The organism is Paenibacillus illinoisensis NBRC 15959 (assembly GCF_004000925.1).
Taxonomy (GTDB): Bacteria; Bacillota; Bacilli; order Paenibacillales; family Paenibacillaceae; genus Paenibacillus; species Paenibacillus illinoisensis.
Genome location: NZ_BIME01000001.1, coordinates 457,280 through 473,328, shown reverse-complemented (window position 1 = coordinate 473,328; position 16,049 = coordinate 457,280). Strand labels below are relative to the sequence as shown.

Annotated in this window: 11 protein-coding genes; all 11 read left to right on the top strand. The window is 47.6% G+C overall.

What is annotated here, in order from left to right:
• Positions 1–12: 12 nt before the first annotated feature.
• The 11 genes from PIL01S_RS01940 to PIL01S_RS01890 all read left to right on the top strand — a co-directional run bounded on the left by PIL01S_RS01940 (position 13) and on the right by PIL01S_RS01890 (position 16,034).
• Positions 13–2,556, top strand: a complete 2,544-nt coding sequence (locus PIL01S_RS01940) for a diguanylate cyclase domain-containing protein (RefSeq protein ID WP_127536029.1) — start codon at positions 13–15, stop codon at positions 2,554–2,556.
• 206 nt (positions 2,557–2,762) lie between these two features.
• On the top strand, positions 2,763–4,352 hold the full coding sequence (locus PIL01S_RS01935; RefSeq protein ID WP_164764149.1) for a TerB N-terminal domain-containing protein: 1,590 nt from the start codon (positions 2,763–2,765) through the stop codon (positions 4,350–4,352).
• Between the two features lie 7 nt (positions 4,353–4,359).
• A complete protein-coding gene (locus PIL01S_RS01930) occupies positions 4,360–5,703 on the top strand; it encodes an ATP-binding protein (protein ID WP_127536027.1) in 1,344 nt (447 codons plus the stop codon).
• Positions 5,700–7,907, top strand: coding sequence for a DEAD/DEAH box helicase (locus tag PIL01S_RS01925; protein WP_127536026.1), 2,208 nt, complete (start codon positions 5,700–5,702; stop codon positions 7,905–7,907). The genes PIL01S_RS01930 and PIL01S_RS01925 overlap by 4 nt, the downstream gene beginning before the upstream one ends.
• 340 nt (positions 7,908–8,247) lie before the next feature.
• Complete coding sequence (locus PIL01S_RS01920) at positions 8,248–9,195, top strand: EamA family transporter (RefSeq protein ID WP_127536025.1); 948 nt, start codon at positions 8,248–8,250, stop codon at positions 9,193–9,195.
• 229 nt (positions 9,196–9,424) lie between these two features.
• Entirely contained in the window at positions 9,425–9,850 is a 426-nt protein-coding gene (locus PIL01S_RS01915) for a cupredoxin domain-containing protein (RefSeq protein WP_095358366.1), read from the top strand.
• Positions 9,851–9,947: 97 nt separating this feature from the next.
• On the top strand, positions 9,948–10,964 hold the full coding sequence (locus PIL01S_RS01910) for an SDR family oxidoreductase (RefSeq protein WP_127536024.1): 1,017 nt from the start codon (positions 9,948–9,950) through the stop codon (positions 10,962–10,964).
• Between the two features lie 16 nt (positions 10,965–10,980).
• Positions 10,981–11,634, top strand: a complete 654-nt coding sequence (locus PIL01S_RS01905) for a carboxylesterase family protein (protein WP_127536023.1) — start codon at positions 10,981–10,983, stop codon at positions 11,632–11,634.
• 113 nt (positions 11,635–11,747) lie between these two features.
• Positions 11,748–12,458 (top strand): trehalose operon repressor, encoded by a 711-nt coding sequence (treR, locus tag PIL01S_RS01900; RefSeq protein ID WP_127536022.1) that lies wholly within the window; start codon positions 11,748–11,750, stop codon positions 12,456–12,458.
• 269 nt (positions 12,459–12,727) lie between these two features.
• On the top strand, positions 12,728–13,708 hold the full coding sequence (locus PIL01S_RS01895; protein ID WP_127536021.1) for a glycoside hydrolase family 5 protein: 981 nt from the start codon (positions 12,728–12,730) through the stop codon (positions 13,706–13,708).
• Between the two features lie 256 nt (positions 13,709–13,964).
• A complete protein-coding gene (locus PIL01S_RS01890; RefSeq protein WP_127536020.1) occupies positions 13,965–16,034 on the top strand; it encodes a bifunctional aldolase/short-chain dehydrogenase in 2,070 nt (689 codons plus the stop codon).
• Positions 16,035–16,049: the final 15 nt, after the last annotated feature.

The window sequence follows — 16,049 nt, the reverse complement described above, 5'->3', positions numbered from 1 at the left end:
TTTTTTCAGGCCATGGCCGAATCGAAGTCCAGGAAAGATAATAATAATCTGCTGAACCGTACGCTGCTTCATCAAGGTGTGTACACCAATGATCCGATAGATCTAAACAATTGCGATAAAGAACCGATTCATATACCCGGCTTCATTCAGCCTCATGGTGTGCTTTTGGCTGTGAATACCCAAAATGTCCCTACCATTGTTCAATGCAGTCAGAATACAGAAGAGCTTCTTGGCCTTGAAACCGATAAAGTGCTCGGTCTGCCTCTCGAAAATCTGATTGGCAGAGAAAGTCTTCACCAGATCCTTGCACGCAGCTTCAGTGCTTCTGTAACCTCAGATCTGCAATATATGGATCTCACAATTAACATCACTGGACATGATCAGGTGTTCACGTCGGTGATCCATGAGAGCGAAGGTTTGCTCATATTGGAGATGGAGCCTTCTAATGAGAGCAGACCAATGGAAGGTAATGATTTTGAGTGGATCTCACGCTTTTTTGGACGGATTAAGAGCACGGACAGCCGAATTGAGGCCAGTCAGATTGCAGCGGAGCAAGTGAAGGAAATGCTCGGTTATGACCGGGTTATGATTTACGAATTTGACGAGCAATGGAATGGTAAGGTCATTGCCGAAGCGCGTGAGGAACAGCTTGAACCATTTCTCGGGCATCATTATCCGGCTTCGGATATTCCTAAACAGGCACGTGAATTGTATTTGCGGAACTGGCTGCGTACCATCGTTAATGTCAATTACAAACCTGTAGAGATCATCCCTACACTGCAGCCCTTGACGGGTAAACCGCTCAATCTGAGTCTTTCGGTCCTGCGCAGTGTATCGCCACTGCATATTGAATATTTACAGAACATGGGCGTTGGGGCGACAGTAACGATTTCTCTGATTCATGACAATCAACTGTGGGGCCTCATTACATGCCATCATAACTCCGCCAGATATGTACCTCACCGTGTCCGCAACTTATGCAACTTCCTCGGTGCATTTTTCTCCAGTGAATTGTTCCAGCGTCAACAGCTGGATGAATATCAGGCAGAGATCAGGTCGCGGGAAGCTGCTTCCCGGATTTCGAGCATATTTATCGGGAATACCAGTCCTTCCAGAATTCTGGAAGAGCTTGAGAGTGAAGAGCAAACGTTACTTGGTCTCATGAGTGCTTCCGGGGCGGCCATCTGCTATCAGGATAAATTAATGTTATATGGCGATACACCGACACGTGAACAAGTACGTGAGCTTGCCGCTTGGCTTGCGGGTAAATCAGAGGACTACAGTTATCATACATCCAAGCTGAGTTTGGAGTACGGTCCTGCGTTAGCCTACAAGGAGAAAGTGTCTGGCGTAATTTATGTTGCAATTTCACCCGGGGAGCATCATTATATGATCTGGTTCCGGCCTGAAGTGATCCAGCTTGTTGATTGGGCTGGGGACCCGGCCAAGGCAGTTATAAAGACTGATGACGGAGTGCGTCTCTCTCCGCGTAAATCGTTTGAAAAATGGCGAGAGGTTGTACAATCCACCTCCTATCCATGGACAACAAAAGAGCTGAATGTGCTGCCTTTGCTCAAAAGCATTGTACGTCGTCAAACGGAAAATCAGCTGGTTCAGGCCGAAGAGCAGGCACTGCAAAATGCACGTATTTTGCGGCAAAATGAACAACGCTATTTACAGCTGATGGAATTCTCACCTGTAGCCTTCTTTACGTTGACGGATGGCAAGATTATATACTGCAATAACAGGGCGGCAGAACTGCTGGGGTATGAAAACTCCAAGCTTCTGAACGGCATGGAATTCAGCCAATTCGTACCCGATAATGCAAGAACCGTCTTACAGCAGCATCTGGAGGAGTTGAAATTGGATGATACACGTTTGTACACAAATCAGTCCTATTTCACAACAGCTGCAGGAGCTTCCCTGCTCCTGGAAGTTACACTTGCTTCGGTGACGCACGCAGGCAAACCTTCGGTCATGGTGGTCCTGAACAGTGGAGTATCCAACCACGAGCAGGAAGGTTATACGGAGACAACCAATCAGCTGCAAAACTATCTTAATACAGATCCATTAACGGAGATGCCTATTCAATCCATATTTAAATCTCAGCTTCAGGAAGATTGGGATGCGTGTTTGCAGGAAAAATGCAGCTTGGGATTACTGATTATTGATATCGATGATTTCCGATCCTATAATGCTACCTACGGTCTTCAGGGCGGTGATCTCTGCCTGCAATGGATTGGAGAAGTGCTGGCTGTCGTTAGTGAGCAGAATGAAGCGCTGATCTCCCGCCTGCGCGGAGGAACGTTTATGCTGAAACTCAAGGGCACAACGTCCGAACAGGCTGACCAGCTTGCAGATGAGATCAGGCAACATGTGCTTGCTCTTCAGATTCAGCGGGACCCGTCAAGCCCGGATGAAGTCGTTACCGTCAGTGTGGGCGGTGCTGTCATGGTGCCTGAAGAGAGTCTGGCCGTGTCTTATTTAATTGAAAAGGCAACGCAGGCTCTGCTTCAATCCAAGAGTGAAGGGAAAAATCGGATCACCATGGTATAATATCCCACAATAGACACAGATTCATTTTATCAAGGCTGTTGATTAATTATAGGGTGGCGTTTGAACTGGAGAACAGTTTGAGCGCCATTCTTTCTTTTTTTGAAAAATGCATTCTCATCGCCATTGTCACAGGACAAGTGCTATAATGAGGCATATGGATACACTTGTTCGCATTATGATTTATGGAGGATGGTGAAACAGTTTCAATGAAAGACCATTCAAGACAGTTGGAATTTATGGAGATCGATCTGACCGAAGAGCCAGAAGCTTCGGCTGTTCCGGTGCCTGAACGTTCAACCATTCCCTACAGGCAATTTCATTCAAGCCCTGCTGGTGGCAGCATATTGTCTTCGGAGAAGCGATTCGTGGAAGAGGCGCGGCAGCTTGAAAAAATGGAGGGAGATCCTGCTCCGTTTGTTCCCTTTATGAGCTACTGGCCGACTTATGGTGTCATGAACGAGTCCCAGCGCGAGTGGTACTTGTACTGGAGGTCGGAAGTGAGGCAAGGACGTTTCCCGGATACAGATCTGTCCTACGTATTCGTTCATACGTATGAGTTGATTAACGGAGTAGGGTGGAGAGATCCTCAAGCGGGTTTTGATCAACTGAAACAGTTATGGATACAATACCGTGCCCGGAATCCGCAGCTGGACGGTTATATGCAGGAATGGCTCGTGGATTACACGCTGGTTCATCAACTGGATATGCCGTTGTCCGAGATTCTGAACATTTCAAGCGGATATCTTCCTGCTGAGATACAGGATATGGAGATGCAGCGGATTATGCAGAATCGAATTTCCGACGTTTCCTTGAATCTGCTGCGGCGATATTATGACTATGACATCACGCTCAGCAAATTTTATAGGGATGGTGGCCAGGAAGTTCTGGAAGAGGTTATTCCCAAGGTTATGGTGCTCGTCGATTCCTATCTGCTGCGAACACGTCAGGCAGGGATCGCGGACCAGTTCATACAGGATAAGCCGAGAACAACGGAGCGGGTTCTGTTTCGCAAAGCGGTATATGACGATACCCTTTATGGGAAAACGGTCCCCTTATCCTATGTTCCGGTTGGAGAGAATTCGGATTTTGTTCAATTGGTTACACGCGTCTTTCGATGTACCGAAAACAAGTGCCGGGAACTGCTCGGATTCAGAGGCCGATTGCGTGGAAAGACTCTGGAACCTGAACTCGCAGGCTTGATCGAACGATATTTGGACAAGGTATATGCCGCTAAACAAGCAGATGCCGCCGAGAAACCAATCATTCGAATTGATGCGGAGAAACTGACGTCATTACAGCAGGAGAGCGAATATGTCCGCAAGGCTTTAACGATTGAAGAAGATGTCGACAAGGTACAGGAAACGACTCCCTTTGAACATCAGGCTGCCGTTGAGGGAGAAGCGAACGACACCGTGAAATACATGACCGAACAGAATAAGGATCACTCTTTCGAACCAGAGGATGACGAGGCGTTAGCTGAACGTTCCGAAGCCGTCTCAACGAACCATAAGCCAGTCCGTTTGCAGTGGGAGGAAGCGATTGCCGGGGAATTGGATGAAGAGTGGACCCACTTGGCGGACCAGCTTGCTCCTCAGCATGTGCTGGCCATTCATGCTCTGCTCAGCGAGGACCCCAATACTGAACTGAACCTTGTGGCTGAACAATATGGAACAATGCCTGCACTTCTGCTTGATGAAATTAACGATCTGGCCATGGAAACGATTGGTGACCTGCTGATCGACAGTGACCGGATTGTTTCTGAATATATGAATGTATTTGAACATGTGAAGAGGTGAGAGGACAGTGACAGAACTAAAAATACCGAAACGGCTGACCACCGCGCTGGTGAATTCATTGACAGCGGGTGTTGTGCCGCGAATTGGACTGGAGCAGATTGCCGTCGGCCGCAAGCCTGAAGTAGAGGCAATATTGCGTGATTTGGATAACATTGCCGAAGGCGGAGCAGCATTTAAACTAATTACAGGAAGGTACGGCAGCGGGAAAAGCTTTCTTTTACAAATGATTCGCAACTATGCGATGGACCGGGAGTTCGTTGTAGCAGACGCAGACCTGTCCCCAGAACGAAGATTGGTAGGTACCAAAGGTCAAGGACTTGCAACGTACCGAGAACTGATGACCCGTCTGTCCACGCGCACTCGCCCGGATGGCGGAGCACTTGAACCGATCCTGCAAAAGTGGATTGCTGCCCTGCAGCAGCAAACGATGCAGAACCAGGGCTTGCGACCTGATGATCCTGCTTTGCCGTCCGAGGTGGAGAAGCAGATTTACGCGGTCACGAACGAAATGCAGAACCTGGTGCACGGCTTTGATTTTGCCAAAGTTCTTGCTTCGTACTGGAACGGATACAAGCTGGGAGATGATGATCGCAAACAGGCTGCGCTTCGCTGGCTCAGAGGGGAGTATGCCACCAAGACAGAAGCCAAAAAGGAACTTGCTGTCGGCGTGATCATCGATGATGACAACTGGTATGATTATTTCAAATTATGGTCGGAGTTTACGGCACGTATAGGTTATAAAGGATTGCTGCTCTTTATTGATGAAGCGGTGAATCTGTACAAAATCACAAATAGCATCTCTCGGCAGAGCAATTATGAGAAATTGCTGACCATGTTTAATGATACAATGCAGGGCAAGGCGGAGCACCTCGGCATCTTTGTTGGCGGTACGCCGCAATTTGTAGAGGATGAGAGACGCGGATTGTTTAGTTATGAGGCGCTTCGTTCCAGACTGATCGATGGTCGTTATGCAGCGAGAGAATATGCGAATTACACAGGACCCATTCTAAAGCTTGCGATGTTATCTCATGAAGAGATTCTCATCCTGTTGCAGAAGCTGCGTCAGATTCATGCCCTTCATTTTGGTTACGGTGCCAGCTTGACGGACGAAGATCTGGTTGATTTCATGCAAACGGCGGTGAACCGTCTCGGGGCGGATGAGCTGTTAACAACCCGTGAAGTAGTGCGAGATTTTATGGATGTACTGCATACGCTCCACCAGAATCCGGAAGTGACCTATGCCCAATTGCTTGGGGAGCGGGCAGCCGAGCCACAGGATGGCGGCAAAGGAACGGCAGCATCTTCTGCTCCGGATGAGATGGACGATTTTCTGGCGGAATTTGAATTATGAGGGACAATCCTTTTTACAGGCTGGCACCTTTTGTCCAGGAATTTATTTATAAAAAAAGATGGGATTCGCTTCGCCCTGCACAGATTGAGGCTTGTCATATCTGCTTCGATACTCCGCATCATATGCTGATCGCGGCAGGAACGGCTTCAGGCAAGACTGAAGCAGCCTTTTTTCCTGCACTGACCGAGCTGTATGAACGTCCTTCCAAATCGGTGGGCATTCTGTACATCGGACCACTTAAGGCACTGATTAATGATCAATTTGAGCGCCTGAAGGATCTGCTATCTGAGGGAAACATACCGGTGTGGCACTGGCACGGGGATGTGCCTCAAGCGGAAAAAACACGTTTGGTGCGTAATCCGTCCGGCGTGCTCCAGATTACACCGGAATCGCTGGAGGGTTTGCTCATGAACCGTCCCAATGCCATACCAGCCCTGTTTCATGATTTGCGGTACGTTATTATTGACGAGGTCCATGCATTCATGGGAGCAGATCGGGGCATTCAGGTATTGAGTGAATTGGCCCGGATTGAACGGATGGCTGGCTGCAAACCCCGCAGAGTTGGATTATCTGCGACGCTGAGTGATTATGAGGCAGCAACTTCATGGCTGGCAGCTGGAACGCAGGAAGGGGTAGATGTAGTGTCTTCTCCAGGCGGCCGCAAGCTGCGCTTGCGGGTGGAGCATTTCTCTTTTCCTGATGCCCGGGATGAGGAGCAGGCCGAACATCTGCACAACGCACGCAAAGCCTATTACGATTTCATCTATGAGAGTACACATCGCAAAAAGGCGCTAATCTTCACCAACAGCCGAACGGATGCCGAAGTGACCATCCTTGAAATGAGAAGAGTCGCTGCACGGCGGGAAGAAAGGGATGTATTCCATGTACATCACGGAAGCATATCAGCCATGCTTCGCGAAGAGACGGAAGCGGCCCTGCGGACCGGGGTGGGTCCGGCAGTAGCTGCGGCTACGGTAACATTGGAACTGGGGATTGACCTTGGTGAATTGGAACGGGTTGTGCAGCTTGGTGCCCCTTACAGCGCTTCGAGTTTTGTCCAGCGTCTGGGAAGGTCAGGAAGACGGGATGACATGGCTTCGGAAATGTTATTCGTTTGTCCGGAAGAAGAGGATGAAGAAGCGCAGCTTCCAGCTCGCATGCCATGGACGCTGCTGCGTGCCATTGCAGTCATAGAACTGTATGTGAAGACCAAATGGGTCGAACCACTTGAGGCTCGCAAAATGCCAATGGGTGTTCTCTACCATCAGACGATGAGCATGCTAAAAAGCATGGGGGAGGCGGAGCCACGCGAACTCGCGTATGCCGTGCTGTCTCTTGCGCCGTTCAGTCAGATCCGGGCAGATCAGTACCAGACGTTCTTAAATTATTTGATTGAAACCGATCATCTGCAGTGGACGGAAGAACAGACATTAATCATTGGACTCACTGGCGAAAAAACGGTTAATAATTATCGATTTTACGCGGTTTTCAAAGATGATGAGGAACACAAGGTGCTGAATGGTTCAGAGGAAATCGGTTCGATTACGACAGTTCCACCGCCTGGCTATTGCTTTTCACTTGCAGGAAAGCTGTGGAAAGTGGAAGAAGTGGATCATAAACACAAAGCCGTATATGTGAAGGCGGCCAAAGGCAAAGTGGACACCCTGTGGCTTGGAGCAGGGGGTGACATTCATACGCTGGTCATTCAGAAAATGCGTGAGGTTCTATCGGATTCAGTGATCTATCCTTATCTGTCTCCACAAGCGGTGAATCGCTTGGAGCGTGCACGCCGGTTGGCACGGGAAAGCGGATTGCTGAAGCAGGTGGTTATTCCGGCTGGCGGTGATTCCCTGTACGTTCTCCCTTGGGTGGGAAGCAAATCGTTTCGAACACTGGAACGATTGATGAAGCATAATCTGCCCGATCGATTTGCACTGCGTTCTGTCGTGCCCATGGAGCCTTATTATTTTGTCGTCTCTGGTAAAGTGGATGCACGAACACTTCTGGCAGAGATTATGAGCGAATGCCGAACCGTTGAGGATGCATCAGGACTGCTGGCGGAAGACGAGGCCCCGTATCTAGGCAAATACGATGAATTTGTGGCACCTGCATTGATCAGGGAAGCCTTTGCCGTGGACGGCTTGGATCTGCAAGGTTTACAGGAGGGTTTGGAACAAACGCTGGCTTGGGAGACTCCTGAATGAGATAATGCCCTGGATGATATCGTTCGATACCCCTAGCTGTCCAATTTCATCTTCAATGGAATGATGGGGTTGACACCATCTCACCTGCCATGTAATATATGAAAAGTCGTCACATACGTAACATCACAAAAGCATACTTCATTTCGTATAACCTCGCAGGCCAAAAGTGTACACAGGGCGAGGGTCTCTACGGGAAGCCTATACTTCCTAACTACGATGCCAGGAATTTCATTTATTCCTTGCTCGAAGTTAGGATTTTTTGCGTTTGGATGGCAGGTTGTGACCTTGGCATGGATTAGACATGCGGACGTATTATCGATCATCAGGAGGTTTATTCATAATGAAATACTATTTGTCCGTTCTCGCTGGAGCGATGAGCTATGGCATCTTGTCCACTATAGTTGTGCTGGCATACGGTGAAGGATATCAACTCGGAGAGGTTGTTGGTTCACAGCTGGTCACGGGCTTCATCCTGTCCTGGTTGCTGGCACTATATACGAAATTTAAAACAAAACGCAGATCACAGACTAGCAAAACAGCAGCGACCAGTGTGTTTACGCGACTGACATGGAAGCAGCGTCTACTGTTAATGGCTGCCGGAACGCCAACAGTTATAACAGGTTTGGTATACTATCAGTCATTACGTTACATTCCCGCATCCCTCGCGATTATTCTCTTGTTCCAGTTTACCTGGATTAGCGTGTTGATTCAGGCGGTAAGTAAACGCCAACGTCCAGACAAAGTAACCTTCCTAACTCTGATTATTCTGTTTGGAGGTACACTTCTTGCTGCAGGTTTCCTGGAGCAGGGACTGAGCGAGTTTAACGGTCTAGGTATTGCACTCGGACTGATGGCGGCAGTGAGTTATTCACTGTTTGTGCTGTTTAGCGGCAAAGCTGTCCCGTCAGCACATCCTGCCTTTCGCAGCGCGTGGATGGTTACCGGCGGATTGGTTCTGCTCTGCATTCTGTTCCCGCCGACATTCCTGTTTAACGGACTGATCTGGAGCCAGCTGCTTGTGTTCGGATTACTGCTCGGTTTCTTCGGTGCTTTCATTCCGCCAGTGTTGTTTGCCATTGGGGTTCCTCATATTGGGGGCGATATGGCAGGCATTCTGGGTGCAGTAGAGCTTCCGGTTGCGGTGTTGTTATCTTCCATCGTACTTCATGAGCATGTCAGCGGACTGCAATGGCTTGGCGTTATTATCGTTCTGATCGGCGTTGCTCTGCCAGAGTTGTATAAGCTGAGGCTGAAACGGAGTCGAAGTGCTCCGCAGTATTCCTCTTAACTAACCCCAGTAATCCGGGGATGCGCTAGAGTTATCATGGATATAAATATAAACACTAGAGAAGCCTGAGCAATCAGGCTTTTTCTAATGAAACGAAGTTTTCAGTTGGATATAGAGCCCTCACTTGCTAAGTATGATCTGACATGGCCCATAGGAGCCATTTTCATATGCGGCAGGTTAAGGTATGATATAGGCTGTACTTTTATTTCAGGAAAAGAGGCATGCTGATATGAATAGCTCGATCAAGAAAATGTGGCCGTGGCTTACGCTTGGCCTTGCTGTTATTGTATTACTCGGATCATTTCTCGTTTATTTCATGGGCAAGGATATGTCTCCCGGTGCAGGAAGTTCGGTAACAGCACAAGCGAAGACGTCTGAAGAATTGGAAGGATATGAAGTCATTGATGTGAATGTAAGTAATGACGGATTCGAGCCTGGGGTGATTGAGGTTAAAGCAGGAGTTCCCACTAAAATTAATTTTATTCTTACCCGGTCAGTCACCCATGTGAAATCGGTTGGTTCACAGGATCTGGGAATGGATTTGTACATGCAAAAAGGAGACAACTACTACACGGTTGATGAAAATTTGCAGCCTGGAGAATATGAAATTCACTGCGGCATGTACATGATATACGGAACAATTAAGGTCGTTTAAACGAGAGGAGCAGAGTCAGTGACAAGCTGGCTTTGCTCCTCTTTTGCATGCGTGCTATCATGGACTTGTGAGACATTTCATCTGGAGGTGGCCTAACATGAAAGCGCTATTTATTGGAGGAACGGGTACAATCAGTACGGCAATTACGCATCAGCTCGCCAGTCAGGGTTGTGAGCTTTACTTGATCAATCGCGGCAATCGTAATGATGATCTGCCCGCGGAAGTCAATGTGCTGCAGGCCGACATCAACGATGAAGAACGGGTGGCAGAACTTATTGCGGATCTTGAATTTGATGTCGTTGCAGACTTTATCGCTTTTGTCCCGTCACAGCTCGAAAGAGATTATCGTTTATTTAAAGACAAAACCAAACAGTTCATATTTATAAGCTCGGCATCAGCCTATCAGACACCACTTGCCGACTATCGCATTACGGAAGGTACACCATTATCCAATCCCTACTGGGAGTATTCACGCAATAAGATCGCTTGTGAAGACTATCTGATGAAGCAGTACCGGGAGCATGGTTTTCCGGTGACGATTGTACGTCCAAGCCATACGTATGGTGACCTGTCTGTGCCTCTTGGCGTGCATGGAGCCAAAGGAAGCTGGCAGGTTCTCAAGCGGATTCGTGAAGGCAAACCCGTAATCATTCACGGTGACGGCACATCGCTATGGACGATTACGCATAATAGTGATTTTGCCAAAGGTTTTATCGGTCTTATGGGGAATATCCATGCCATTGGTGAGTCTGTACATATTACCTCAGACGAGTCCGTGACGTGGAACCAAATCTATGAAATTATCGCAGGAGTACTTGGTGTCAAGCTGAATGCGGTTCATGTCCCTTCGGAATTTTTGGCTGCATGCAGTGATCAGGACCTTCGCGGCGGTTTGCTTGGAGATAAGGCCAACACGGTCGTATTCGACAATAGCAAACTCAAGAGGCTTGTACCTGAATTTGTAGCAACAACGAGAGCGGATCAGGGAATACGGAAAACGATACATTATATGCTGGATCATCCACAGCTGCAAACCGAAGATCCTGAATTTGACGTTTGGTGTGACAAGGTGGTTGGAGCTTTGGACGAAGCGTTGAAGAAGATTAGAGAATAGAAGTGAGGGGACAGTCATGACCCAGACGGGGCATCGAATCGTCAAAGAAATAACCAAAACGTTGACATTGGACTATTTGCTGCACATTCCGGATACGGAAGACCAACCAGCAGATCAGAAGTGGCCTGTTATTCTGTTTCTTCATGGATCAGGCGAACGCGGCAGTGACTTGAATAAGGTGAAAGCGAACGGACTTCCGAACATTGTAGATCAGGACAAGAGCTTTCCGTTTATCGTCATATCACCTCAATGTCCGGAGGATGAATTCTGGGCAATGGAAAAGGAAGCTCTGCATGCCATTGTTGAACATGTGCTGGAGAACTATCCTGCAGATCCGAAGAGAGTATATCTAACCGGATTAAGCATGGGCGGTTACGGGGCGTGGCATCTGCCCATCGACTACCCCCATGTATTTGCTGCAACAGCCCCTGTGTGCGGGGGAATCGATCCATCCAGAGCAGAAGCCTTGCGTGATGTGCCGATCTGGGCATTTCACGGTGCCAAGGATGATGTTGTTCCTCTCTCGGAATCACAAGGAATTGTGGATGCCCTTGAAGCGATAGAGGCAAACGTGAAGCTGACCGTCTATCCGGAAGGGAACCATAATGCTTGGGATGAGACATACAGCAATCCTGACCTGTATAAGTGGTTTCTGAGTCACTCCTTGTAAACATTTATTTATCAGCCGTGCTGGTAGAACCACCGAGTGCATTAACCCTGCCAATAATGCTATAATAGGTTGCTAATATGATTAAAAAGGGTAATGAACTATGGTGATGAATGATGAATAACAAGTTTATCCGAATCTACGAAGATATCGCAGCACATATTCGGACGGGAGAGATCGAGGCAGGTTCGCTACTGCCATCGGAGCTTGATTTGTCCGAAAGCTATCAGACGTCCAGAGAGACGATACGCAAAGCACTGAAAATGCTGTATGAAGAAGGTTACATTCAGAAAATTCAGGGCAAGGGATCCATTGTACTGGATATCCGCAAGATTGATTTTCCCATTTCGGGACTGGTCAGCTTCAAGGAACTGGCCAAGAAAATGGGACAGCGGGCCAGAACGCATGTTGAGGAATTAGAGGAACTGAAGGTAGATCAGGCCTTGTTTAAAACCATTCATTTTGGGATGGGCGAACAAGTGTGGAAAATCGTGCGTGTAAGAAATGTGGATGGAGAACGTGTCATTCTGGACAAGGACTATATCAGTCAACGTCTTGTCCCGGGATTAAACAAAGAGATATGTAATGATTCCATTTATGAGTACATTGAGGATCAGCTTGGATTGTCCATTTCTTTTGCCAAGAAAGAGATCTTGGTGGAAGAGCCTACCGAAGAAGATCGAAGACTGATGGATCTGGAAGGCTTCCACAATGTGGTCGTTGTACGCAGCCAGGTCTACCTGGAGGATGCGAGTCCTTTTCAGTTCACGGAATCCCGGCACCGTCCGGACAAATTCAGGTTTGTTGATTTTGCAAGGCGTAAATAACTGTAATGGATCAATAGAAATGCCTGTCCGCTTCTTCATCATTGGACGGGTGTTTCTTTTTTTTCCATAAAGAGTTAAGAATGAGTTGACTGGTAAGCGTTTTCATTTTATTATAATCTCATAACTTAAACGATAAGGTAAATTGTAAACGAAATATTTAAAATTATTCATTTTTATAACTTTCTTTATTAGTTGATAAATTTGATTTTAGTTAACCTGTTGCCTTGTGCAGGGTTAATTGAAATAAAAAAACTCAGGAGGTTTATGCCATGGCCAAGTTGCAAAAGGGTACAATCTTAACAGTCATTGCAGCACTGATGTTTGTCATTTTGGGGAGCGCGGCTCCGAAAGCCGCAGCAGCTTCAGGTTTTTACGTGAATGGAGGCAAATTGTACGATTCTACGGGTAAACCATTTTACATGAGGGGGATCAATCATGGGCACTCCTGGTTCAAAAATGATTTGAACACGGCTATCCCTGCGATTGCAAAAACGGGTGCCAATACGGTACGAATTGTTCTGTCGAACGGTACACAATACACCAAAGATGATCTGAATTCCGTAAAAAACATCATTAATGTCGTAAACGCAAACAAGATGATTGCTGTCCTTGAGGTACACGATGCCACAGGCAAAGATGACTACAATTCGTTGGATGCAGCGGTCAACTACTGGATCAGCATCAAGGAAGCACTGATCGGGAAGGAAGATCGGGTTATTGTAAATATTGCAAACGAGTGGTACGGAACATGGAACGGCAGCGCCTGGGCTGACGGGTACAAAAAGGCTATTCCAAAATTAAGAGAAGCGGGTATTAAAAATACCTTAATTGTAGATGCAGCAGGCTGGGGTCAGTATCCTCAATCGATCGTCGATTACGGACAAAGCGTATTCGCCGCGGATTCACAGAAAAATACGGTGTTTTCCATTCACATGTATGAGTATGCAGGCAAGGATGCGGCCACCGTCAAATCCAATATGGAAAATGTGCTGAACAAGGGGCTGGCGTTAATCATTGGGGAATTCGGAGGATATCACACCAATGGAGATGTCGATGAATATGCAATCATGAAATATGGTCAGGAAAAAGGGGTAGGATGGCTTGCATGGTCTTGGTACGGTAATAGCTCTGGACTAAACTATCTTGATTTGGCAACAGGACCTAACGGCAGCTTGACGAGTTATGGTAATACGGTTGTCAATGATACTTACGGAATTAAAAACACTTCCCAAAAAGCGGGAATCTTTTAAAAACTATATCTATTTCAATCGATATTGTTCGGTAAGGATGGTTGAATTTTAAACTGCATGTTGAAACTCTATTGGTTTTTCACTGCATTCTTGACACTCTGACGGCAACGTCAGGGTGTTTTTTGATTAAACGCATTAGCAGGGAGTTCGATCTTTTGAATGTTTCCGTTTGTATTTAAAATCTTTTGTTTTCAAAACAAAACAAAGATGTTAAACTCTGATTAGGAATAAAACAAACATTATCGGAGGGAAACGAATGGTACAGAGTTTATGGAATTCTTCACAGGCATCTGAGCAAACAACGGGACTTGAGCAGCTGGTTTACCGATCCAATCTGATTGGCGCAGACCGCAGTGTATGCAACATTTATGGTGGAAATACATCTACCAAAACAACAGTGAAGGATTTTCGTGGGCGCGATGTAGAAGTTATGTACGTGAAAGGAAGCGGCTCCGACCTGGGCTCGATGCAAGCGAAGCATTTTACAGGCCTGGCTCTGGAAGACATTCGTCCCCTGATTGAACGAGAATCGATGACGGATGAAGAGATGGTTGAATATTTGGGTCATTGCATGATCGATTCCAAGCACCCGCGTGCCTCGATCGAGACATTGCTGCATGCCTTCCTTCCTTACAACAATGTGGACCACACGCATCCGGATGCGATAATCAGTCTGTGTTGTGCAGATAACGGCAAAGAGTTGGCGCGAGAGATTTATGGAGATCGGTTTGTGTGGGTCCCATATGTTCGCCCAGGTTTTACGTTATCCAAGATGATTGCTGAAAGCGTATTCGCGAATCCGAATGCTGAACTGGTTCTGATGGAGAAGCACGGACTCGTCACTTGGGGAGAGACATCCGAGGAATGTTACGCACAGACCATCAAGATTATCAATGAGGCGGAAGCGTTCATTGAAGCTCGTGTGGATGAAGGAAGTCTGTTTGGTGGCGTTAAACATCCAGCGCTTGCTGCTGAAGTGAGACGTGAGATTGTAGCCAAAATCATGCCAACGCTTCGCGGTTCCGTATCGGATAGCAAAAAAATGATCCTGTCCTATGACGATCAGGACGATGTACTTGCTTTTGTCGGTGGAGCCAATTCACCAGAGCTGTCACAGGTGGGGGCGGCTTGCCCGGATCATCTGGTACATACCAAAGTCGTTCCGTTGTTCATCGACTGGACGCCGGACGCTGAGGATGTTGATGGTCTGAAAGCGAAGCTGACAGAAGGCGTAGCTGCATACAAAGAGCAGTACAAACAGTACTTTGAAAGCAACAAAAACGAAGGCGATGTCATGTTTGAAGCAGCTCCTCGCGTTATTCTAATCCCGGGTGTGGGTATGATCAACACAGGCAAGAGCTGGGCGCTATCCCAAGTAAGCGGAGCACTGTATCACCGTGCGATTGCCGTCATGCGGGGTGCGACGAGCCTGGGTAAATTCGTATCGCTAAGTGCCAATGAGTCCTACAATGTAGAATACTGGCCGCTTGAATTGTATAAATTGTCCCTAGCACCGGCTGAGACGGAATTTTCCCGGAAAGTGGCGTTTATTACAGGCGGCGCCGGCGGAATTGGCAGCGAGACTGCACGCAAGTTGGTATCCGAGGGAGCTCACGTCGTTCTGGCTGACCTGAACCTGGAAGGCGCTCAAAAAGTAGCACAGGAAATCAATGACCAATATGGTGCGAATCGCGCATATGCGCTAAAAATGGATGTAACCGATGAGGAAGCCGTGCAGTCGGCGTATGCTGAAGTGGCTGTACAATATGGCGGTGTGGACATTATCGTTAATAATGCGGGTCTTGCCACATCGAGTCCATTTGACGAAACCTCCCTGAAGGAATGGAACCTCAACATGAATGTGCTGGGTACCGGATATTTCCTCGTTGCCCGTGAAGCGTTCAAGCTGATGAAACAGCAGGGGATTGGCGGCAGTATGGTCTTCATCGGGTCCAAAAACTCGGTCTATGCCGGTAAAAGTGCGTCGGCTTACAGCTCGGCGAAAGCACTTGAAGCTCACCTTGCACGGTGTATTGCAGCTGAAGGCGGCGAATATGGCATTCGTGTCAATACAATACTCCCTGACGCGATTCTGCAAGGGTCTGCGATCTGGAATGGTTCCTGGAGAAACGAACGTGCAGCGGCGTACGGGATTGAGCCCGATCAGCTGGAAGAGTACTATCGCAAGCGTACGACACTGCTCGTGAATATTTATCCGAAAGATATTGCGGAAGGTATTGCCTTCTTTGCTTCTTCCAAATCCGAGAAAACAACCGGATGCATGATGACCATCGATGGCGGTGTACCGGCAGCATTTACACGTTAAGAGGAGGGTTTCTGC

Coding starts and splice junctions, on each gene's coding strand:
- PIL01S_RS01895 (WP_127536021.1), top strand. CDS start 12,728: ATGGCCAAGTTGCAAAAGGGTACAATCTTAACAGTCATTGCAGCACTG.
- PIL01S_RS01935 (WP_164764149.1), top strand. CDS start 2,763: ATGAAAGACCATTCAAGACAGTTGGAATTTATGGAGATCGATCTGACC.
- PIL01S_RS01915 (WP_095358366.1), top strand. CDS start 9,425: ATGAATAGCTCGATCAAGAAAATGTGGCCGTGGCTTACGCTTGGCCTT.
- PIL01S_RS01925 (WP_127536026.1), top strand. CDS start 5,700: ATGAGGGACAATCCTTTTTACAGGCTGGCACCTTTTGTCCAGGAATTT.
- PIL01S_RS01910 (WP_127536024.1), top strand. CDS start 9,948: ATGAAAGCGCTATTTATTGGAGGAACGGGTACAATCAGTACGGCAATT.
- PIL01S_RS01890 (WP_127536020.1), top strand. CDS start 13,965: ATGGTACAGAGTTTATGGAATTCTTCACAGGCATCTGAGCAAACAACG.
- PIL01S_RS01905 (WP_127536023.1), top strand. CDS start 10,981: ATGACCCAGACGGGGCATCGAATCGTCAAAGAAATAACCAAAACGTTG.
- PIL01S_RS01940 (WP_127536029.1), top strand. CDS start 13: ATGGCCGAATCGAAGTCCAGGAAAGATAATAATAATCTGCTGAACCGT.
- PIL01S_RS01920 (WP_127536025.1), top strand. CDS start 8,248: ATGAAATACTATTTGTCCGTTCTCGCTGGAGCGATGAGCTATGGCATC.
- treR (WP_127536022.1), top strand. CDS start 11,748: ATGAATAACAAGTTTATCCGAATCTACGAAGATATCGCAGCACATATT.